This window comes from Pseudomonas sp. TE3644 (assembly GCF_056278815.1).
The window spans coordinates 2,371,433-2,392,055 of the sequence record NZ_JBWBQF010000001.1; the positions used below are offsets into that span (position 1 = coordinate 2,371,433).

Here is a 20,623-nt window from a genome sequence, read left to right on the forward strand (position 1 = left end):
CAGTTTCGGGTAGTGGTCATCAGCGGTTCAATGGGGCGTCCAGCCTGTTGCAGGCATTCAGGAGCTGCCATCATGAACCGCACCGACCTTCGCGACATCCCCATCCGCCTGGCCCCGCCCACCCCGGTGCCTACTGTGCCCGACATCCCCGACGGCGAGCCCAACCTGCTGCCCAAGGCGGCCTTGCTGGCCCCGCTGAGGGTCGAGTTTCCCGTGTGGGAGGGCGCCGTCACCGACCCCAGCGACCCGGGCGATACGCTGTGCCTGTACTGGGACGGCGTGGAGGTGGACAGCAAGCTGTTCACCGCTGACGACGTGATCCCGGCCAACCTTTTCATGACCGTGCCCCGCGACCGCCTGAGCGGTGACGGTGAGCATCAGGTGCAGTACGTCGCCTACAACTCGGTGGGCAACCCGGTTGGCTCTGCGCCTGCGCCCGTGTGGATCGACACTGTGGAACCAGGCCACAACGACGTGCTACTGCCGCTGGTGCCGGACCCCGTGGTACCCAACGACATCGTCAATGAGGCCTACCTTGCCGCCAATGGCGACCAAGTGTTGGCGAAAATACTGCCCTACGTGGAAACCCGCGTGGGCGATCTGATCCAGGGCTTCTGGCAGCCTGACCTGCTGCCGGAGCAGGATGCGGCCGATGCGCAGACGGTGGTCGACCAGCAGGCCATCGGCACCGGTGAGATCGTACTGGTGTTCAGCGGCCGGATCATTCGCCAGAAGGGCAATGGCCGGGCACGGGTGTGGTACCGGATCACTGATCGGGCCGGTAACGTCAGCGCGCATTCGGACGAGCGTCAATGGCTGGTCGAGGTGCTGGTGCCGCCTACTGCACTGCGCCCGCCCCGTATCCCCCAGGCCGCCGATGGCCTGCTCAGTCGCGCCGACGCTTGCGACAAGGTACTGGTGGTGCTGGACGGCTACAGCGTGCCCACGGCGGGGGACCTGCTGTTGGTGACCTTCAACAGCACAGCGCTGGCACCGGTGCCGGCGCCTGCCGCCGCAGGTTTTCCGGTGAGCGTCGAGGTGCCTTGGGATATCCTCAGGGGCTATGGTGAAACCGCCCCTTACCAGGCCGTGGTGTACTGGCAGGTGCAGAGGGGCGCGTTTGTCAGCCCACCGTCGGCGACCCTGACCGTGAACGTGGACCTGCGTATTCCCGGGCCCGCGAACCCCAGCCCATGCCCCCTCAACCTGGCATTGGCCCCGGTGGTGGTGCGTGGCGGCGGGCGCTACCCCTTCGACAACGTGATCTACCCCCTGGACGCCAACCTGCCCGCCACGGCCACCGTGGCATTGTACGCCAACCCCCAGCCGGGCGAGGTAATGGGACTGTACTGGGGCACAGCCAGCACGCCTCTCGCGACGTACACCGTGGAGGCGGGGGACGAGGAGGGTGATCCAGTGAGCTTCATCATCGAGTGGGCCACCATCCAGGCCACCGGTGACCAGAGCGCCTGGCCAGTGCATTTCCGCATCAGCAACGGTGTCAATGAACAGCAGGCGCCGGACACCGCCATTGTCATCATGCTGACGCCAAGTTCAGGCCAGTACCTGCCGGACGCCACCTTCGTGCACGCCAGCATCAACAACTACATCAGTTGCTCCACCGTGCCGCCACCCAGCCAGGGCATTGCCCTGCATGTACCCGCAGGCAACCACTTCGCCGGCGCCACGCGCCTGTACCTGCTGTGGCGCGGTTACAAGGGCGTCAACCTCACCGACCCGCGGCCGCAGACCAATGAGGTGTTTGATGTGCCGATTCCCGCTGATGCCCAGGCCCAGGGTGTCGACTTCACCGTGGGCGCCACCCATGAGGAGTTCGTGCGGCTGGTGCAGCCGATCGGGTTTGAATGGGGGGCGGGCAATGACCGGCAGAACGGCTCGGCGGAGGTGTTCTACATAGTGTTCGGTGGGGCGGTGACAGTGTCGATGAGCCGACCGCGTTCGGCCTACGTGTCGCTGGAGTTGGTACCGCCGGGGTCGGTGTGTCCGTGTGATGGGCAGGCGCATGATGATGAGCAGTGGTGCAAGCCAGTGAACTAATGAAACACCGCTGTAGCCGCTGCCGCCAGGCTGCGCTGGCCCTAAACGTTTCTGGAAGTGATCAGTGAACGCCAGGGCCAGCATTGGCTAAGGGCCATTTAGCCGTAAAGCAATCCGAAGCCCCATATGCTTGGGCAGCAAAAGCTATCAGGACGCACGGAGTAACTAAAACTGGAGGAGTTACCGCCTGTACTCACTGCGTATGCCTCGTTGTCGCCCGCCATAATTCCCGTCCACAAATGCCCGCCCCTAAACTAGAGAGGTTGTACTGCAGACCTCTATGTCTATTGGACCGCCTGCAATGGCATCCAGATCCAGGGTTTCCTGCGCCAGGCCGGCCAGCTCAACATGGGGGCTCGTACAGACGAGAGTCGTTGGCGTATACCTCCACATAGATGGTGGCGCCCAAGCGTTGCTCTGGTTGTCGGGCTCCTCGGCATCCGTATCGTTGCCACCGGGCGGGTGTCATCGACCCAATAGACATCCACGGTGTCCCACAGGCTGGGGTTGGTGTAACTGACCTTGATAGGCAGCCCTCCGGCACCGCCTCGCGCTGGGCATTGAATGCCCAATCGGAGAAAGAGGCACCTGTCAGAACTGACAGGTGCCTTGCAGAGACGCTCCAACGCAGCCCGGCCTGGCGCCATCGGCTATCGCAGGTTGACGAGCTAAGGTTTGATACCCACCGCCAGCAGGGAAATATTGATTATCCAGTAATAGTCGTACGTCCCAAGGTTCAGGTGCACGGCCCACTTCCAGCTGCCTTGCCAATTGGCATTCTCATTCGTCCAGGTTGTACCCCGGCCATTTTCCGGCCAGCCCACATAGCGATCCATGGGTTGGTCAGCGCTGTAGACGGCAGACAGGTATTGAAGGTCTGCCACGCTGGGTATCCGCAGGCCCCGACCCTCGATTTCTGCCATTGCAGGGCTGAAGGTGTTAGTGGTCACGTACACGTAAACGATCGCACCCGTCACCGTCAGTTGGTAGCTGCGCGTGGTGCCTGCACTGTCCCGCGCGGTGATGGTCGTGGTGCCGTTGTCGCCGGCCACCACCCGGCCTGCGCCGTTGACTAGTGCTACGCCAGGGTTGCTGGACGAGTAACTGTAGGGTGGGCTACCACCGCTGGCCGCCCGGGTGTAAGTGGCATTGGCCGGTGGCGAACTGGGTGGCCTGCCTTGCACCACTCGGTAACCGGACGCATTGAGGGTGTGGTTGCCGCCAAATTCCAATGCGGAGCGAACGGTGAGGGTCCGGGCCGCCGATACCGGGCCGGTCCCGTATAGGGCGCGGGCGGTGAAGGAGTGGCTGCCCAGGGCCAGCCCGCTGACCGTCAGGCTCCAATCGGATGAACCATTGGCCGTCGGGGTGCCCTTGACGCTGCCACCATCGGCTACCTGGACTTGCTGGTTGGGGCTGGCCTTGCCGGTGAGTGTCACTGTGGTCGCAATGGTCGAGCCGCCGTTGGGAATGTCGTTGTTCTGAGGGTCCCTGGCGTAGGTGATGGTAGGTGCAACCGTTGCCAGCACGGTGAGTGTACGGGGGGATGACTGCGGGTTGGAACCGTAGGTTGCCCGAGCTACGAACGAGTGGCCACCGACAGCCAGTCCGTTTTGGGCATGCGTCCACACGCCTGCGGCACTCACGGTGACCCGACCTAGGCTGGCACCGTTGTCCAGAATGTCCACGGTCAGGTTAGGGGCTGCGGTACCCATCAGCGTCACGTTGGTGGCGAAAGTACTGGCGCCGTTTCCAATATCCGCGCCGCTGGGGTCTTTGACCGAAGAAATGATCGGCACCACCGCCTCTGTTACCGCGATGACCCAGGCTTGAGACACGGGATTGTCACCATAGGCGGCGCGCGCGGTGAAGGCGTGTCTGGCGATTGCCAGTCCGTTGGCCGGGTAAGTCCATACGCCCGAAGTGTTCGCGGTGACCCGGGCCAACACGGTACTGTTGTCCAGAATGTCCACGGTCAGGTTCGGGGCAGCGGTACCCATCAGCGTTACGTTGGTGGCGAAGGTGCTGGCACCGTTCCCAATGTCCGCGCCGCTGGGGTCTTTGACCGAGGTTATGATCGGTACAACCGCGTTCTTCACGGTGATAACCCATGGATGAGACGATGGAGTTTCACCGTAGTTGGCCCGCGCCACGAAAGAGTGCCCGCCGATGGCCAATCCTGCTTTGGACAGCGTCCACACGCCTGCTGCGCTTACAGTTACCCGACCTAGGTTGGCACCGTTGTCCAGAATGTCCACGGTCAGGTTTGGGGTGGCGGTACCCAGCAGTGTCACATGAGTAGCGAAAGTGCTGGCACCGTTCCCAATGTCCCCGCCGCTGGGGTCTTTGACTGAGGATATGACCGGCACCACCGAGTCTGACACCGTGATGACCCAGGCTTGAGATACGGGATTATCACCATAGGCTGCGCGGGCGGTGAAGCCATGCCTGGCGATTGCCAGTCCGTTTGCTGGGTAGGTCCATACGCCCGAAGCGTTCGCTGTTACGCGGGCCAGCACGGCACTGTTGTCCAGAATGTCCACCTGCAGGTTGGCCGTCGCGTTGCCGGTCAGTGTCAGGTTGCTGGCAACCGTGGTGCCGCCATTGGGGACGGGGTTGCTGGCCGGGTCGGTGACGGCCGTGATGACCGGCGTCAGTGCCTGGGCAATCGTCACCTGCCAGGGGTTGGAGGTTTGCCCCGTGCCGTATAGTCCCTTGGCACTGAACACATGCGCGCCATTTGCCAGCCCTGATACCTGCGTGCGCCATACCCCGGTGGCGTCGGCGGCGGTGGTTGTCACACTGGCCGTGCCGTCCCGGATTTCCACGCGTTGATTAGGGGTGGCCCCGCCCGTCAAGGTCAAGGTGCGCTCCACGGTGGTGCCCTGATGGGGGACTTCGCCGTGGATGTCCTGTACCCGCGTGATGCTGGGCTTGAGGTCGGTGGGGGCCTTGACCACATAAGTACGTGGCGCAAAAGTCACGGCACGGGACTCATCGTTCACCCGGTCCAACGCCGCCTTGAAGGTCAGGGTCAGTGAGCTGCCATCGCGCAAGTACAGCAACTCGTCGAACGGGGTAATGGCCGCAGTGTTGAAGCCTTGACTGATCCAGCTGGCATCGGTCACGTCGCCACCACCGTCCCATAGCCGTTTGGCATAGAGGCTGCCATCGTTGCGGGTAGCTCGCACATCCAGCCACACGGGTTGGCCGGGTGCGATCAGCGGCCAGGTACCCACCCGGACGGTGGCTGCCGTGACCGTGCCCAGATCCAACTGCGGGCCCGCGCCGGCGTTGGCCGCCTGCACGATGATGAGCTGGTCCAGCGCCGTGCCAGGCATGGGCTGCACGGCCAGCACCAACACTTCGGAGTCCAGCACCTCGTTGCCGCGGGTCACGTGGTAACTCACCGTTACCTCGGCGCCCAGGCTGTAGGCCAGCACCGAGTTGGGCACCGACACTTCCAGGCCGGCGCTGACGGGCCGTGCGGGCGAGGTGTAGGAACCGTCGACAGGGCTGCCGGCAGCCCCCGTCCAGGTCACCACCAATTGGTCAGTCGGCAGCAGCGCCGACAGCGTTGGCACCACCACGGTCAGGTTGTCTTTCGCCGCCACCGGGTCCAGGGACGAGCCGTTGGCCTGCTTGACGGACGGGGCCGGCAGCACGGCCAATACGCGCAGGTTCAACGTGGCCGATGTGCCTACCAGCCTGCCATCGCGAATCACCCGGTAGCTGGCGGCTATCGTGCCCAGCAAATTGGGCTCCACGTACAGGTCGCGATCCAGGTTGAAATACAGCGGCCCCTGCAGCGAGCGAATGGGCACGCTGCCTTCGAACAGCCCGGTACTGCTGCCACGCCACGAAAACGTCAAGGTGTCGCCGATCTCCACGATATTGGCCAGCGGGACGACCAGGGTCGCGCCTTCGGGCGGCAACACGTAGGGGTTGAGCAGGTCTCCCTGGGCCTGTTCCACCTGGGGGGCAGGCAGCGCGCCGCCTACCGCCCCGACGGTGTAGTACACCCGATCCGACTCGCGCAAGCCTTTGCTGTTGAGCACGGTGTAACGGATGTTCAGACGGCCGTGGTCCAGTGGCGCGATGTAGGTGTTGTTGACCAGGCGAAGGATGGGTTGCCCGACTTCATCGTGGGTGACAGGGCGTTCGATTTCATAGTCCACCTGTTCTCCGTACAAGCCGACGCCGTGCCAATAGAAGGTCAGTTGATCGCCCTCGGCCATGTTGCTGTAGGCGGGTATCTGCACCCGGGCCACGGGCAGGTCGGCTGCGATGGCGCCGTCTGCAGCATCCAGTATCACGGGCGGCGCCAGCCACAACGGGTTGCCTTTGATGTCCACGGGGGTGCGCCTGGAACCCTGGCGGCTGTCATCGGCCTTGAGCAATTCATAGGAGGCCACCGCGCGGCTGGTGTACAGCGCGCTGACCTCTGAGTAGGGCACCGTGAAGTTCAAGGCCTGGGGGATCCGCGTGATGCTCAGTTGGGTTTTGAACACCACCGGCTGCTCATCGACCGAAGTCCCGCGCCAGGTCAACTCGATGGTATCGCCGACGGCGTAGGGGGGATTGCGGTCGGCGACCACTTCCACGGTCACGTCGGCGCCGTTCAGCACGTCCAGATCAATCACACCATCTACGGCTTCAACCACAAAGGGGGCTGCCAGCTTGGAATTGTTGGCGTAGACATCCACCAGCGTGTTGGGCGACCAGTGCAATTTGTCAGTGTCCAGGGAGTAGTTGTACACCTGGTCGATGACCCGGTAACACACGGGTATGTTGGGGCCGTCGCCGCCCAGCAGGATCGCTTCTTCCGGTACCGTGATGATGACGTCGCTGCCCACGTCATGGGCCTGCAGGGGCGGCCATTTGAACAGCCCCTGGGCGCCCCAGCGAACCTCCAGGGTGTCGCCCTCGCTCATGTTGAGATACGGCTTGACGCGCAGGGGCACGCCGGCTGCGGCTTCTTCCTCGCCCACGCCATTGTCGATGATGTCCTGCGGCAGAAGGGGCGCGATCAATCCTTGATGGCCAGGCACGCCTGCCTGGGGGTCGTTGCCGCCAGGGCGCGTGAACTTCACCAGAAACTGACGGCCCGGCGCACCTTCGCTGCTGCCATCCACACGGCGCACATCGTAGTCGCAGCCTTCGATGCCGGGGGTGACCTTGTCCCAGGGAATGCGTATGACCACCGGCTGATCCCTCACGGTGACAGGGTAGGTGCCCACCGGCGCGGGCGGGGTTCCCCAGCGCAGATCGATTTGATCGCCCACCTCCATGTCCACGTACGGTTGCACGTATACCAGCAGGCCCTGGGGGTTGCGGTCGCGCAGGTCGAGATTGATGCCGCCGTTGACGCCGGGCACTCGCATGTTTTCAGCCACAGGCACGCGCAGGCCGGTGATGGCATTGGTACTCGTGGCAAGGGGGGTAAGAGATAAGTTCATTGGGGGGCTCCTTTAGGATATCGGAGCAGTGAAACGCAGGGGCGAAGTGCCGGCACCTGTCAGAAATACTAGTTTTGACCAGCGGTCATCGCTAGGGGGAGGGTGGTGGGGGGACCTGTCAGATCTGACAGGTGTGCATTTCCCTCGCCAGGCGTTGAATGGGGGCTCGCCTCCATCAACCGCCTCACCAGGAGCTCGCCATGCCCAGACACACCCTCACGCCCCAGCAACTACAGCGGCTGGGGCGCAGCGGCATTCAGCCACCGCCTAGCCCGATACAAGCACACCCTTGGGTGCTCCCGCAGCGCCCCGCACCACGGACACCGACCCAAGCACCCCCCGGCCTGCTGCAAGTAATGCCCCTGAGCATCCCCAACGCCGACAGCATCACCCCCGAGGGCTACGACGGCGCCGTCAACATCGCCCTGCGCGAAACCCTGCCCGAAGGCGTGCTGGCCGATGTCTACTACACCTCCCCGCGGATCCTCGACACCGTGGACGTGTTCTGGGGCGATCAGGACGTGCCCGTGGCGTCCCAAATTTTCGATCAGGTGCCGATCCTGCCGGTGCGGCTGTTCATCCCCACCGACCGTATTGAGGAGGGCGAGTTTCTGGCCTTTTGCCAAGTCACCGCCGTGGGCCAGAGCGCCGAGCGCTCGGCCACGCGCAAGTACCTGGTCAAGCTGAGCCGCCCCGGCGGCAACGACATCGACGCCGACGAACCGGGCAACCAGAACATGGCCCGGGCGCAGTTGCCGCAGCACATCGTCGATAACGGCGTGGGGCCAGGCGATGCTGCCGCAGGGGTTCCGGTGACCATTGCAGCTTGGGACAACATGGCGCTGCATGACATCTGCGAGCTGCACTGGGGCTCGGAAACCTTGACCCAACGGGTGGAAAATACCGCTGAGATAGGACGGGACATGGTGTTTCAGGTCGGTGCCGACACCATTCGCGACGCCTGGGACGACGTGAATCTGAACGTTACCTACAAGCTGGTGGACCAGGTCAACAACTCCTCGCGTGACTCGGAGGAAAGGCCTTGGGCGCCGACCACCTACGTTGAGGTATACGCCAACGATTCCACCCTGTACGAACCCTACGTGCTGGAAGCCGGCGACGATCAGGAAGTGCTGGACCTGGACGCATTGGCCGGCAGCCCGGTCAGCGTGGAAGTCGATATCGAGCGCAACTCGCCCTATGTGAACGGCACTTGCACCTTGATCTGGCGCGGCATCACTGCTGACGGTACCGCAGTAGTGCACACCGAAGACCTGAGGGTTTCACGTGCACCGATGGCCTTGTATTTCGAAGTGCCCAGCGCCGTGGTGGAGCAGATTCGCGGCGGCCGCGTGGTGGTGTATTACACGCTCAGCAAAGACGGCAACAGCGACCACTCGGCCCGCAACAGCCTGGACGTGATCGGCCAGCCGCTGGCCTGGCCGGCGCCGGAAGCCCTTGACCTCAACGGCGATGATGAACTGCCCATCGATATCCAGTTTCCGCGCTTCAGCACCCCGGTGTATGGCAGCAAGTCGGCGGGCGACATCATCGTGCTGCATGTGAGCGGTACCAGCCTGGACGGCCAGGTGGTCAACTACGAAAGTCCGGCGTATCCGGTGATCGAGGGCGAGCAGGATCAGCCGTTGGTGATCACGCTACCCCAAGACCTACTTGCGCCGTTGGACGGCACCCAGGCGACGGTGTTCTACAAGGTCAATCCCAATACGGCCCAGGAGCGTACTTCCGATTACCTCAGCGTGAATGTGGGGGTTGGGTCCAGCCAACTGCGGGCGCCGACCGTATTGCAGGCGGTAGATGGCTGGTTCAACCCGGCAGAGCATCCCGGCGGCGCGACCCTGTCGGTGCCGCGCGGCACGATTCAGCAGGGTGACAAGGTCAGCTATTACTGGCGGGGGAGTGTCACCCCGGTCTACACCAACTGGACCACGGCGGGGGCCAGCGGGCCGGTGCTGTTCGAGATTGCGCCGGACCTGATCACTCCCAATCTTAACGGTACCGTGACGGCGTGGTACACGGTGGAGCGTGGGGGGAGCTTGGTGGGGCCGTCTCCGGAGCTGTCCCTGAACATCGGCGAGCAGCAGGTGCATTGGCCTGTGCCAGGGATAATCGATGCCACGGGCGAGCCGGCTAATCCGTTCAATCCCATCAAACCGGGCACCGGGGCTGAAGTAAACACGGCAACGCTCACTGTCGTGGACAGCCGCCTCAGGGTGGACGACATCATCGCCGTGGTCTGGCGTCTGCCCAATGAGCAGGACTTGAGCGTGCCGTGGGAGAGTGTCTCTACAAACGGTGAGGCCCGCATCCAGGTACCGGCCGAGGTGCTGACGGCGAGTATCGGCCAGCTGGTCCGGGTTTCTTACGTAGTGTTGAACATGGGGCAGCCGGTAGGCAGTTCTGACGTGTTGATGCTTCAGGTCCTGGACATAGTGCGCCTGCGACCTGTTATTGTCTCGATCGAAGACAAGCAGGGAAACCACATTCCCAACGGTGGTGAGACTGAATCCACTTGGGTGAGACTCACGGGGAGCAGTAACGCCCGCGCTCAGGTGCAGGTTTACGATGATGATGTTTACCAAGGCCTGACCCGGGCCGATAACCTGGGTAACTGGAGCCTCGTCCTTGACGGTTTGTCATGGCGTTTGCACTGGTATAATGCGAGAGCTTCGTTCGGCTCCGGTCAGCAATCGCTTGCATATATCATAACGGTGAAGTCGCCTATCAACTATAGTCCGACCATCGAAACGGTTCTCGACGGTTATGGCAGCGAAGTTCCCAATATTGGGCATACCACGTGGACCTCGCTGCTCTTGGAGGGCAAAGCCCGTCCCAATCAGCAGGTCGAAGTCTACAGCAACGCAACTAACTTCGGCACGGTATCAGTCACTGCTTCAGGCGATTGGTCCCTTTCCGTTACAGGTCTTGGATTGGGGGTGCATAATTTCGCCGCGCGCGGGCTATATGACGGGTTTTCGGTCTCGAGGCAACGCTTAGTGGTAGTCGAGCCTGAGGTCACCCAGACCAACAAATAGGTGCGCGACCCTCAGAACAGCGAGATTGCCAACGGTGGGAACACCCTGGCGATCACGCTGACCTTGGCTGGTAAGGCAAGCAGCCGTCAACAGGTCGAGATGCTCTACGTTGCCACAAGCCGAGGCACGGCGTCGGTCAATGCCTCGAGGGGAGTGGAGCTTTGCCGTCACGAGCCTGTCAATGGGTGGCCACACGTTCAGCTCAAGCAGGGTTGGCAAAGCGTTCACGCGGGGCGCCCCGGCAATCAGCCAGCCAAGCGGGCGCGTCGACGCGCGCCATCGCCTTTGACGGAAGGGGATAATGTGTCAATTAATCAACCCCGCCGCAATATTAATCGAAAACCCCAATATCGCCGTATTAAACAAAAACCCAATCAACGAATGCCCCAACACCACCCGCCGCAACGCGCGGGTGGCCACCCCCACATCCGACGTCTGCACCGCCACGCTGATGGTGAACGAGAAATACAGAAAGTCCCAATAGTCCGGACACGTCTCGCTGTCGGCAAAGCGCAGCGGCGCGTCGTTGCCGTCGTTCATGTAGAAAAGCCGCGCGTAATGCAGCGCAAACACCACCCCGGTCATCAACCACGAGCCAATCACTGTCACCGCCGTGAGGGCGTAGTGCAGCCCGCGCACGCTGGGCGTCAGTTGCTTGCCGCCTGCCAGCAAAAAGCCAATGGCCGCCAGGCTGGCAATGGCCGCCACGCACACGGTCACCAGCACCAGGCCGGCGTTCTCGTCTTCCTGCTGGGCCGTCTGCTGGACTTTCTCGGCATTGGCATGGGTGGCCAGCCATGCCAGCAACAGCAGGTAGAACCAGACGCCGACGTTCCAGCCGATGACCACGCGCATTACAGGGTCGGCGGGGGTGATCAGACCAACGGTAATACCCAGCAGGGCAGAGGAGGACAGGCGCGGGTGGGTACGGGGCAGGCTGGGCAGGGCCATGATTTTCCTTGGTTTTTACATTGATTTGACTGTAGCAGGTGGAGGGTGTGGCGTTGTGCGTACCGGAATTTTCAGACGCTGTCACCTGTAAGATCTGACAGTAGGCAAATGTTTGGATTACAGGTTCAATGCCGGAAACGTCTTACTCAGGGAGCGTGCGTCATGGCGATTGATCATCCAGACGAATCACTGTTGTTGCAGGGGTTGATGAGTGAAGCCAACCTGACCCGCTGGGTGCACAAGGCGCGCCGACCGGCCAGCAATGACGCCAGTTTCGAGCCGCAGCCGCCACGTCACAAAGAACACCCGACCAAGCCCGACACCTCCCACTGAGCGATGCTGTAGCCGCTGCCGCCAGGCTGCGCTCGCCTGCGTGAACCCTGAAGATGTTCAGTGGGGCACAGGGCCAGCGCAGCCTTCGGCAGCGGCTACGGACATCTGCGGGTTCTACCAGTAACCGCGCATGTCCCCCCAGGGTTCAATGATGCCTTCATTCGGCACATCGGACCTGCGCAGCATGGATTTCATCACGTTTACTCTGGTCGGCCTGTTCACCGGCGCCATGGGCGGCTGGGCCGCCTTTGCCTTTGGCACCAAGACCGGCAAGGTCATTGCCGGCTCTGCCAGCCTCAGCGCGGTGGCGCTGGAGACCGATTCAGCCTTGCAAGGCTTCATCAGTTACGGCCATGACTCCGGCGAGCTGGTGCTGGTGCTCACGGGTACCTACGTTCTGGGCTTTATCGCCACGCTGGCGCTGCTCACCCAACTGCTGCTCAAGCAGGACTCCAAATACCGCATCACCCTGATCGACGTGGTGTTCGGCAACAACAAGGCCCTGGACGCCTACCACGAGGCCAAGCGCCTGGAGCTGGACAGTCTGCTGGAGCGAGAACTCAATGTGCAGGCCCTGCTGCAGGAGCGCCAGGCCCTGGCGGCGCGCAAGCAGCAACTGGATGACCAGCAACAGGTGCTGCGCCAAGACCTCGCCGAAGCCGCGGCCGTGTTGCAGGCCCGCGATGAATTCGTCAGTGGTCAGCTGTTCATCACCCTGGCGCGCAAACACAAACTCCCGATCAAGCCGTTGTTCTTTGAGCTGCTGCCGCGCTATGTACACAAGGCCTGCCTGTTCCACCACGGCCTGCAGAGCGAGACGGCGCGCTACCTGGCCGATGCGCGGACTTCGGCGGGTAACCGCGACGTGTTCGATGCCTACCTGATGAGTGTGGCGGGCTGCATCAAACAGCACCTGTTTGACCAGAGTGGACCGTCGGGCAACGATGAGGTGCGGGTGCATTTCCGCAAGCTCGACAGGCAGGACCGCCACTACAAAGCGCATATCGTGCATGGCCAGCAAGGCGGGGAGCTGACGCCGATACCCGCCGATGCCGGCCTGATCAAGGCCTCGCGCGAAAGTGGGCGTAGCCTGGTCTATTCGGTGAACAAGAAGGCAGCGTTCAACACGGGCAGTGGGCATCGCTGGCAGGACTACCTGACGTACGTGGTGGAGCACATCGTCGAGGACGGCGAGCCGGTGTACAGCCTGGGCATTTCCGTGCGCCACAGCGCGGTGCATACCAGCCTGTTGTACTTCCTGAGTTTTACCCAGTGGGAGCATGGGGTGCAGCAGGCGTTGGTGAAGGTGCATGGGGCGCTGAACCTGGGTATGCACTCAACCTCGTAGCCGCTGCCGCCAGGCTGCGCTGGCCCTATGCCTCACTCAAATTCTTCAGGACTCCATTGGCCAGCGCAGCCTGGCGGCAGCGGCTACAGGTTTTCGCGTATATCCATTTGGAATCCACTCTATAAAAAACATGAATTTTATTTATGAGTGGATGAGTTGTAGCGTGGTGGCACCTGAGAGGAGAAAACCCCATGGATGTCCCCAACAACGAACAGCACTGGCAACGCAACCTCGCCGTGTGCGTATTCGGCGCCTTCACCACCATCATCGCCATGACCTTGCTGTTGCCGTTCCTGCCCCTCTACGTGGAGCACCTGGGCGTCAGCGATTCGGCGGCGGTGGTGCAATGGTCCGGCGTGGCGTTCGGCGCGACATTCCTGTCGGCCGCATTGACGGCGCCGTTGTGGGGCCGGCTGGGCGATCGCTATGGCCGTAAACTGATGCTGATCCGCGCCAGCCTGGGCATGGCCATCGCCATGTCGCTGATCGGCCTGGCGGAAAACATCTGGCAACTGGTGTTGCTGCGGCTGTTGGGCGGTTTGCTCGGTGGCTATGCCTCGGGCGCAACGATTCTGGTGGCCACGCAGACGCCCAAGGCGCGGTCGGGCTGGGCGCTGGGCATTCTGTCGTCGGGCATCATGGCCGGCAGCCTGGCAGGGCCGTTGATCGGGGGCGCATTGCCGCCGCTGGTGGGCATCCGCAACACGTTCTTCCTGTCCGGCGCGTTCATTTTCGTGGCATTCCTGGCCACCGCATTTTTGCTCAAGGAGGCACCGCGACCCAAGCGCGCACCGGTGGCCAACAACGCGCCGCGTGTCGATGCGGCGGTGAACATGGCGCCGGTGGTGGCGATGTTCGTGGTGGCCAGCCTGGTGACCTTCTCGAACATGTCGATCGAGCCGATTATCACCGTCTACTTGATGCAACTGGGCGCGCCTAACGTGACCATGGCGGCGGGTTGGGTGATGTCGGCCGCCGCGCTGGGCAGCATCCTCTCGGCTTCGCGGCTGGGCAAGTTGGCGGACCGGGTAGGGCACTGGAAGGTGGTGATCGGCTGCCTGGTCGCGGCGGCGCTGTTGCTGATCCCCCAGGCGTTGGTCACCCAGGCGTGGCAACTGGTGGTGTTGCGCTTGCTGATGGGCCTGGCCTTGGGTGGGTTGTTGCCCTGCATCGCCGCCATTATTCGCCATTCAGTGCCTGAAGGCGTTGCCGGGCGCATGCTCGGTTACTCCACCTCATGCCAGTACGTGGGGCAGGTGCTGGGCCCCCTGGCGGGTGGTTATCTGGGTGGGCACATTGGCATGCGCGTGGTGTTCTGGGCCACCTGCGCGCTGATGGCGCTGGGGGCGGTGGTCACCGCCCTGGCGCGCCCCCGCGCGGTGGCGTCAGAAGGACATGGCCACGGCGAAGAACACGCCGCAGGCCACCACCACGTAAAGTGAAAACCGGATCAGTTCCTTCACGCCGAACTCTTCCATCGCTCTGACTCCTGAATCGCTGTTCTGATGGTGTCCACTATGCGCCGCCGGTGCAGAAGGACACCAGATTCAGAAACAGCGAAAAAAACCGGATCAGATGCGTTTGTGGGAAAGCTTCGGCGCTAATCCTGTAGCAGCAACTGTCTTTGTGGGAGTGGGCTCTGCCCACGAAAAACACACTGCGATGCGTCAGGAATCCGCGCGCCCTTCTTCGCGGGTACAACCCGCTCCCACAGAGAGTGGTGTAGCAGCTGCCGAAGGCTGCGTCACAGGCGGCGCGGTGGATCAGTCAGCGCGCGGCGTCAGTGACGCGGCCTGACGGCCGCTGCTACAGGTTGCCCAATACCATGGAATCTCCCACACTAGGGGCTGCTTCTGCCGGCCGTCAGGCGATGGTGTCCACCACGCCGCCATCCACCCGCAGCGCTGCGCCGGTGGTGGCACTGGCCTGTGGCGAGGCCACATACACCACCAGGTTCGCCACTTCCTCCATGGTGGCAGCACGCTGAATGATCGAGGTGGGCCGGTTTTTCATCACGAAGGCGGCAGCGGTTTTTTCCATGGACTCGCCGCTGGCCGCCTGCTGTTCCTTGAGCATGTCCTGCAAACCTTCCGACAGCGTGGGCCCGGGCAGGATGGCATTGACCGTCACGCCGGTGCCCGCCATGCGCTTGGCCAGGCCACGCGAGACCGACAGGTTGGAGGTCTTGGTGAAGCCGTAATGGATCATGTCCGCCGGGATGTTGAGCCCCGACTCCGAGGACAGGAACAGCACACGGCCCCAGCCCTGCTTGGCCATGCCGGGCAAGTAGGCACGGGACAGGCGCACCCCGGACATCACGTTGACCTGGAAGAAGCGTTCCCACTCCTCATCCGAGGTGTCGAAGAAATCCTGCGGGCCATACACCCCCAGGTTGTTGACCAGAATGTCGACATGGGGCAGGGCGGCCACCGCTTGCTCGCAGCCTTGCGCGGTGCCCAGGTCTGCCGCCAGGCCCTGTACCTTGGCGCCGCTGACGGCTTCGCGCAGTTTGGCCACGGCAGCGTCGACGGCGTCGGCCTTGCGGCCGTTGATCACCACCTGGGCGCCGGCTTCGGCCAGGCCCAGGGCGATGGCAAAACCGATGCCTTGGGTGGAGCCGGTGATCAGGGCGCTTTTGCCGGATAGATCGATGTGCATGGTGGGTCTCCAACGGGGTAAGTGATCAGGATGTCCTGGTATCGAGACCCGCAGTGGATCCCGGTGTTCCCTGCGTGTTGCCTATACTGCAACTCCCACCTTCGTGTTCCTGCCGGGAGCCACGTCATGAAGCTACGTACTTGCCTGTTGCCCATCGCCTTGCTCGGCGCCGCCGTGGCCAGCGCCCCCGTGTGGGCCAGCGGCGGCGACGATTCGCCACCCAAGCCCAACTGCCCCAAGGGCAAGGTCTGGGACAGCCGCAGCAAAAGCTGCGTGATGCAGCAAAGCAGCGCCGCCAGCGACGCAGACCGCACCGACTACGCCTACCGCCTGGCCAAGGACGGGCGCTATGAAGAGGCCATCGCACTGCTGGACACCCTCAAGCAGCCCAACACCGCCAAGGCCCTGAACTACCGCGGCTACGCCACGCGCAAACTGGGGCGCACCGATGAAGGTATTGGCTATTACCTGCAATCGGTCAAGTTGGACCCGCGTTATGCGCAGGTGCGCGAGTACCTGGGCGAGGCGTATGTGATCAAGGGAAGGCTGGACTTGGCCAAGGAGCAACTGGCGAGTATCAAGTCGATTTGCAGCACCACGTGCGAGGAATATCAGGATCTGGCGGAGGCCATAGAGGGGGCTTCGAAGACTTAACAGCCGCTGTAGCCGCAACGGTCTTGAAACCGCGTCGTCTGCATCGCGACCAAGGTCGGCTCCTACGCCGTCCGTGGTAGGAGCCGGCCTTGGCCGCGATGCAGACGACGCGATAGACGCGCCCTTAATCGGGGACGTTGGCGGCGATGACCTTGCCCATGCTGATGCGCGGCTCCACTACATACCCCAACCGTTCATAGAAACCGGCCACCGCATCGTTGCCAGCGGTGATCTGCAGGTTGATCTTCATGCACCCCAAGGCCGTAAGGGCCGCTTCGGCATGGCGCACCAGGGCGGCGCCCAGGCCACGGTTTTGCCAGGCGGGGTGCACGGCCACCGAATACAGCCAGCCGCGATGGCCGTCGTAGCCGGCCATGGTGGTGCCCACTACCGCGCCATCGGCCACGGCCACGAACAACAGGTCGTCAACCGCCAGCTTGCGCGCCAAGGCCAGTTCGGGGCGGTTGTGGGCGGTGGGGTAGTCGAACACGTCGCGCCACAGGGTAGTCACAGCGTCGCGGTGCAAGAGGTCGTCGTAGGTGTGGATGCTGGGCATGGAGGCCTCGCCGAAGGGACTGGGCCTGGGATCATAACCGCCGCGGCTCAGGCCGCGCGCAGGATTTTCACGATGGCCCGGGCGTTCTGGGTCAGGCGCAGATCCCGAAGTTGCTGACGGTTCTGCCAGCGGCATTCAACGATTTCGTTGTGGGGCTGGGGGTGGGCGTCATCGGCCACTTGGGCTTCGAACAGGTGATGCAGGGTATCGTCGCTTTCGTAGGCACCGAGGAACACCAGTGCCAGGGTGTGCAAGCCGGTTTCTTCCTGCAGTTCGCGGGCGGCGGCTGCGGCGGGGGTTTCATTTTTCTCGACCTTGCCACCGGGCAGGTTCCAGCGGCACTTGGCCTTGCGCACATAAAGGATCTGGTCGTCACGGCGGCAAATCAGGGTAGCGCGCTCTTTCATGGTGCAGGTTTCCATTTTACTGCAACGCGATGCTCTGGAACGGGCATCGTCGCTGTCACAATTTCGTCATATGAGTGACTCAAGCATTAACAATGCCAACTCGATAACCCATTGATCCTGCGCAAATCCTCAGGTTCCCTCGGCTGGACAACAATTGCGCCGCTGATTTACGGTTGGGGGACGACGGCTCAGCCGCTGTCACACTATTTGCAAGTGCTCAGCGCTAGAGTATAGAAAAACAACAATAAGGAGGCCGCCCATGAGCTGCTTGATTTGCGCTGGGAGCGCGGAAGACCTGCAGTGCGAAGGTGCCTGGGAAGAACGTCATTGCCCCGACTGCGGGCGTTATCGCATGTCCCATGAGCTGGTGCTGACCCTGATGGAGCAGGGGCAGATCTTCGACGTGCACAAAATGCGCGCCTGGTTGCAGGCGCAACGGCACCGATGCGAGGTGCCGAGCGTGGAGATTCATGAGGCGCTGCTGGTGCCCTGAGCGGCGCAACCTTCAATCGTAGCCGCTGCCGCAGGCTACGGTTTGCGGTGTTGTTGGGGGGGAGCGCCTCAGCGCAGCGGGCGGAAGAAGGCGCGGATGTCTTCAGCCAGGGCGTAGGGGCACTCCATCGCCGCGAAGTGCCCGCCGCGGGGCATGTGCGTCCAGCGTTGCACGTTGTAGCAGCGCTCCACCCAACTGCGCGGCGGCATCGGCAACTCGGCCGGGAACTGGGCCACGCCCAGCGGCGGCAGCACGCGTTGGCCGGGGCTGAACTGCAAGGGCCGGCGACGGCTTTCCAGGTAGAGGCGGAAGGTGGCGCCGATGCTGCCGGTGAACCAGTACAGCGCGATGTTGGTCAGCAGCGCATCCAGGCCGAAGGTGCGCTCTACATCGCCTTGGCAGTCGCTCCAGGCCTGAAACTTTTCCAGTATCCAGGCGGCCATGCCGGCAGGCGAGTCGTTGAGGCCCACCGCCAGGGTGTGCGGCCGCGTGCCCTGGATTTGCCCGTAGGCGCCGTGCATCTGCGCCCAGGCGCCGAGCTGGTCGAGGAAGCGCTGTTCCTCGGCACGCAACGGCGGCTGCTCGGGGCCAAGCGGCGGGCGGTAAGAACCGGGCAGAAAGTTGAGGTGCAGGCCTTTGACCCGCACCGGATAGCGGTATGCCAGCCAGGTGGAAATGCTGGCGCCCCAGTCGCCGCCCTGGGCGCCGAAGGTGTCGTAGCCCAGGGCGGTCATCAGTTGCGCCCACAGCCCGGCGATCTCGAACGGGCCGGTGCCCTTGGCGGTGGGGGCGGGGGAGAAACCGTAGCCGGGCAGGGACGGCACTACCACGTGGAAAGCGTCGGCGGCATCGCCACCGTGGCTGGCCGGGTCTGCCAGCAGGGGCAGGATGGCTTCCATTTCCACGAACGAGCCGGGCCAGCCGTGGGTCAGCACCAGCGGCAACGGCGCCGGGCCTTGGCCGCGCTGGTGCAGAAAGTGGATGCGCTGGCCGGGCATGTGGGCCATGAATTGCGGCAACTGGTTGAGCCGTGCTTCCTGGGCGCGCCAGTCAAAGCTTTCGCGCCAGTAGTCGACCAGGCGGTGCAGCGTGGCGCTGTCGGTGCCCTCGCTCCAGCCGTTGCCTTCCACGCCACTGGCCCAGCGGGTGGCGGCCAGGCGACGCTGTACGTCTTCAAGTGCCTCGTCGCTGATGGCAATGCTGAAGGGCTCGATCCTCATCCGTCTTACTCCCTGACGTTGGCGGTGGCCTACGGATGATAAACGCCTGTAGCCGCTGCCGCCAGGCTGCGGCTTCGGGGGGCGGCGGATGATCAGAAGTGGTAATACACCCCCACCGTCAGGTTCTGCGGGTCGTCGCCGGTCTGCTCCACGGGGGTGCCTTCGTAGGTGACGGCGCTGTTGCGCTGGTTGCTGACCATGCCCAGGTGCACGTAGGTGGCCAGGCGCGGGGTGAAGAAGTGGTCGTAGCCGATCATGGCGCCATAGGCGTCCTTGCCGGCAGCGTCCACCGAGCGTTTCACCAGCACCAGGCGGGTCAGGTCGCGTTTGCCCAGGGGCAGGATGAACCCTGCCGTGACCACCGTGGTGCTGGGGCTGCCCGTCTCGTCCACGTCCTGACGCTGCCAGGTCAGGCTGCTGGAGAACGGCCCGAAATCGTAGAACGCCGACAGGCTCTTGTAGTAATTGGGCGTCTGCTTGAGCTGGCCGCCGTCCACCCAGGGGTCGCTCAAGTAGCGGTTGAACGAGGCCAGCAGGATCAGGCGCTTGTCGGTGTACTGCAGCTTGGCGCCGCCACCGCGCAGGGTGCGGCCGTCGCTGGCGGTGTCGTTGAGGCCGAAGCTGGCCGCGGTGCCGATGCTCCAGCCATGGAAGGTGGGCGTGGTATAGGCGACAGTGTGCTTGGGACGCAGGTCCAGGTAATAGGCGCCTTTGCCGGCGGCCGGCAGGCTGAGGTAGGTATAGGGCGAGCCGTAGCTGGCCAGGAACGGGTCGGCATAGGTCGGCGTGCCCATGCCGTAGGTTTTGCCCACCTCCAGTTTGCCGTAGTCCTTGGAGCGCAGCGCCAGTACGGCCAGGCGCAGGGTGCCGATGCTTTTCCAGTCCTGGCCGACGGTGTTGCCGTTGACGTTGAAGCCTTCCTCCACGTCGGCTTCCAGCACCGTGTCGGTCGCCACCGGGGTGCGTGCGTACACGCCCAGCTTGTTGGTCCAGGCGCCACCGCCGCCCAATTGGGTGCCGGTGGAGTGGCCGGAGTCGTGGTAACTGGCGAAGGCATCCACGGTGCCGTACACCTTGAGCTTGCTGTCGAAGCCGCTGTCGATGGCGTAGTAACCAAAACCGGGGGCGATCATGGCGATACCGGGAAAACCATCGGCCTGCGCCTGCGGCGACAAGGCCCAGCCTTGTGCGAACACGGCCAGGGATGCGGCGGTAGCATAACCTTTGTTCATCGAGAGCTCCTTGGGCAAGACCGGGAGTTCTAGAGTCGGGGAGGCCAAGGCAAGGCGGGAATTGTTTATTTGTTCAGGGCATGCGCGTTGCGCAAGGGGCGGGCGCGCACCCTGTCATCAGCGGGTCAGAGCGTGGCGGGTGGGTGGCGCAAGGTTGAAGGGCGGGGCCTGACAGCGTCCCCCGTGCGCCATCCTGGG

13 protein-coding genes and 1 pseudogene are annotated in these 20,623 nt (G+C 63.3%); 7 read left to right on the plus strand and 7 right to left on the minus strand.

All coding sequences use genetic code 11. The features are described from left to right. Window positions 1-72 precede the first annotated feature (72 nt). Entirely contained in the window at window positions 73-2,058 is a 1,986-nt protein-coding gene (locus ACZ9GA_RS10460) for a hypothetical protein (protein ID WP_457362740.1), read from the plus strand. 668 nt (window positions 2,059-2,726) lie between these two features. Here the strand turns inward: ACZ9GA_RS10460 and ACZ9GA_RS10465 are convergent. Further along, complete coding sequence (locus tag ACZ9GA_RS10465; protein ID WP_457362739.1) at window positions 2,727-7,517, minus strand: Ig-like domain-containing protein; 4,791 nt, start codon at window positions 7,515-7,517, stop codon at window positions 2,727-2,729. A gap of 200 nt (window positions 7,518-7,717) precedes the next feature. Between ACZ9GA_RS10465 and ACZ9GA_RS10470 the strand changes: the two genes are divergently transcribed. Then, window positions 7,718-10,573 (plus strand): hypothetical protein, encoded by a 2,856-nt coding sequence (locus ACZ9GA_RS10470; RefSeq protein WP_457362738.1) that lies wholly within the window; start codon window positions 7,718-7,720, stop codon window positions 10,571-10,573. A gap of 306 nt (window positions 10,574-10,879) precedes the next feature. Here ACZ9GA_RS10470 and ACZ9GA_RS10475 read toward each other — a convergent pair whose 3' ends face one another. Beyond that, window positions 10,880-11,518, minus strand: coding sequence for a DUF1345 domain-containing protein (locus ACZ9GA_RS10475; protein ID WP_457363760.1), 639 nt, complete (start codon window positions 11,516-11,518; stop codon window positions 10,880-10,882). Window positions 11,519-11,686: 168 nt separating this feature from the next. Here ACZ9GA_RS10475 and ACZ9GA_RS10480 point away from each other — a divergent pair, with 168 nt between their 5' ends. The 3 genes from ACZ9GA_RS10480 (at window position 11,687) to ACZ9GA_RS10490 (ending at window position 14,647) form a co-directional block, all read left to right on the plus strand. Next, window positions 11,687-11,857, plus strand: a complete 171-nt coding sequence (locus ACZ9GA_RS10480) for a hypothetical protein (RefSeq protein WP_457362737.1) — start codon at window positions 11,687-11,689, stop codon at window positions 11,855-11,857. Between the two features lie 184 nt (window positions 11,858-12,041). Next, window positions 12,042-13,205 (plus strand): hypothetical protein, encoded by a 1,164-nt coding sequence (locus tag ACZ9GA_RS10485; protein ID WP_457362736.1) that lies wholly within the window; start codon window positions 12,042-12,044, stop codon window positions 13,203-13,205. A gap of 191 nt (window positions 13,206-13,396) precedes the next feature. After that, window positions 13,397-14,647: an MFS transporter gene (locus ACZ9GA_RS10490; protein ID WP_457362735.1), complete on the plus strand. Its 1,251-nt coding sequence runs from the start codon at window positions 13,397-13,399 to the stop codon at window positions 14,645-14,647. 421 nt (window positions 14,648-15,068) lie between these two features. Here ACZ9GA_RS10490 and ACZ9GA_RS10495 read toward each other — a convergent pair whose 3' ends face one another. After that, complete coding sequence (locus tag ACZ9GA_RS10495; protein ID WP_457362734.1) at window positions 15,069-15,863, minus strand: SDR family NAD(P)-dependent oxidoreductase; 795 nt, start codon at window positions 15,861-15,863, stop codon at window positions 15,069-15,071. 126 nt (window positions 15,864-15,989) lie between these two features. Between ACZ9GA_RS10495 and ACZ9GA_RS10500 the strand changes: the two genes are divergently transcribed. Next, window positions 15,990-16,517 (plus strand): tetratricopeptide repeat protein, encoded by a 528-nt coding sequence (locus tag ACZ9GA_RS10500; protein WP_457362733.1) that lies wholly within the window; start codon window positions 15,990-15,992, stop codon window positions 16,515-16,517. Between the two features lie 124 nt (window positions 16,518-16,641). Here the strand turns inward: ACZ9GA_RS10500 and ACZ9GA_RS10505 are convergent. Both ACZ9GA_RS10505 and ACZ9GA_RS10510 read right to left on the minus strand, forming a co-directional pair. Further along, window positions 16,642-17,064 (minus strand): annotated as a pseudogene (locus ACZ9GA_RS10505) (GNAT family acetyltransferase); the annotation flags it as partial. 56 nt (window positions 17,065-17,120) lie between these two features. Further along, entirely contained in the window at window positions 17,121-17,480 is a 360-nt protein-coding gene (locus ACZ9GA_RS10510) for an NUDIX hydrolase (RefSeq protein ID WP_457362732.1), read from the minus strand. A 259-nt stretch (window positions 17,481-17,739) separates the two neighbouring features. Between ACZ9GA_RS10510 and ACZ9GA_RS10515 the strand changes: the two genes are divergently transcribed. Further along, window positions 17,740-17,973, plus strand: coding sequence for a hypothetical protein (locus tag ACZ9GA_RS10515; protein ID WP_457362731.1), 234 nt, complete (start codon window positions 17,740-17,742; stop codon window positions 17,971-17,973). 68 nt (window positions 17,974-18,041) lie between these two features. Here the strand turns inward: ACZ9GA_RS10515 and ACZ9GA_RS10520 are convergent, their stop codons facing one another. After that, window positions 18,042-19,193, minus strand: coding sequence for an epoxide hydrolase family protein (locus ACZ9GA_RS10520; RefSeq protein WP_457362730.1), 1,152 nt, complete (start codon window positions 19,191-19,193; stop codon window positions 18,042-18,044). Between the two features lie 92 nt (window positions 19,194-19,285). Further along, complete coding sequence (locus ACZ9GA_RS10525) at window positions 19,286-20,425, minus strand: porin (protein ID WP_457362729.1); 1,140 nt, start codon at window positions 20,423-20,425, stop codon at window positions 19,286-19,288. Window positions 20,426-20,623: the final 198 nt, after the last annotated feature.

Bases quoted from the DNA above. Each gene is read 5' to 3' on its own strand.
- ACZ9GA_RS10460 (WP_457362740.1), top strand. From the start codon at position 73: ATGAACCGCACCGACCTTCGCGACATCCCCATCCGCCTGGCCCCGCCC.
- ACZ9GA_RS10480 (WP_457362737.1), top strand. From the start codon at position 11,687: ATGGCGATTGATCATCCAGACGAATCACTGTTGTTGCAGGGGTTGATG.
- ACZ9GA_RS10515 (WP_457362731.1), top strand. From the start codon at position 17,740: ATGAGCTGCTTGATTTGCGCTGGGAGCGCGGAAGACCTGCAGTGCGAA.
- ACZ9GA_RS10465 (WP_457362739.1), bottom strand. From the start codon at position 7,517: ATGAACTTATCTCTTACCCCCCTTGCCACGAGTACCAATGCCATCACC.
- ACZ9GA_RS10485 (WP_457362736.1), top strand. From the start codon at position 12,042: ATGGATTTCATCACGTTTACTCTGGTCGGCCTGTTCACCGGCGCCATG.
- ACZ9GA_RS10470 (WP_457362738.1), top strand. From the start codon at position 7,718: ATGCCCAGACACACCCTCACGCCCCAGCAACTACAGCGGCTGGGGCGC.
- ACZ9GA_RS10500 (WP_457362733.1), top strand. From the start codon at position 15,990: ATGAAGCTACGTACTTGCCTGTTGCCCATCGCCTTGCTCGGCGCCGCC.
- ACZ9GA_RS10495 (WP_457362734.1), bottom strand. From the start codon at position 15,863: ATGCACATCGATCTATCCGGCAAAAGCGCCCTGATCACCGGCTCCACC.
- ACZ9GA_RS10520 (WP_457362730.1), bottom strand. From the start codon at position 19,193: ATGAGGATCGAGCCCTTCAGCATTGCCATCAGCGACGAGGCACTTGAA.
- ACZ9GA_RS10525 (WP_457362729.1), bottom strand. From the start codon at position 20,425: ATGAACAAAGGTTATGCTACCGCCGCATCCCTGGCCGTGTTCGCACAA.
- ACZ9GA_RS10510 (WP_457362732.1), bottom strand. From the start codon at position 17,480: ATGAAAGAGCGCGCTACCCTGATTTGCCGCCGTGACGACCAGATCCTT.
- ACZ9GA_RS10490 (WP_457362735.1), top strand. From the start codon at position 13,397: ATGGATGTCCCCAACAACGAACAGCACTGGCAACGCAACCTCGCCGTG.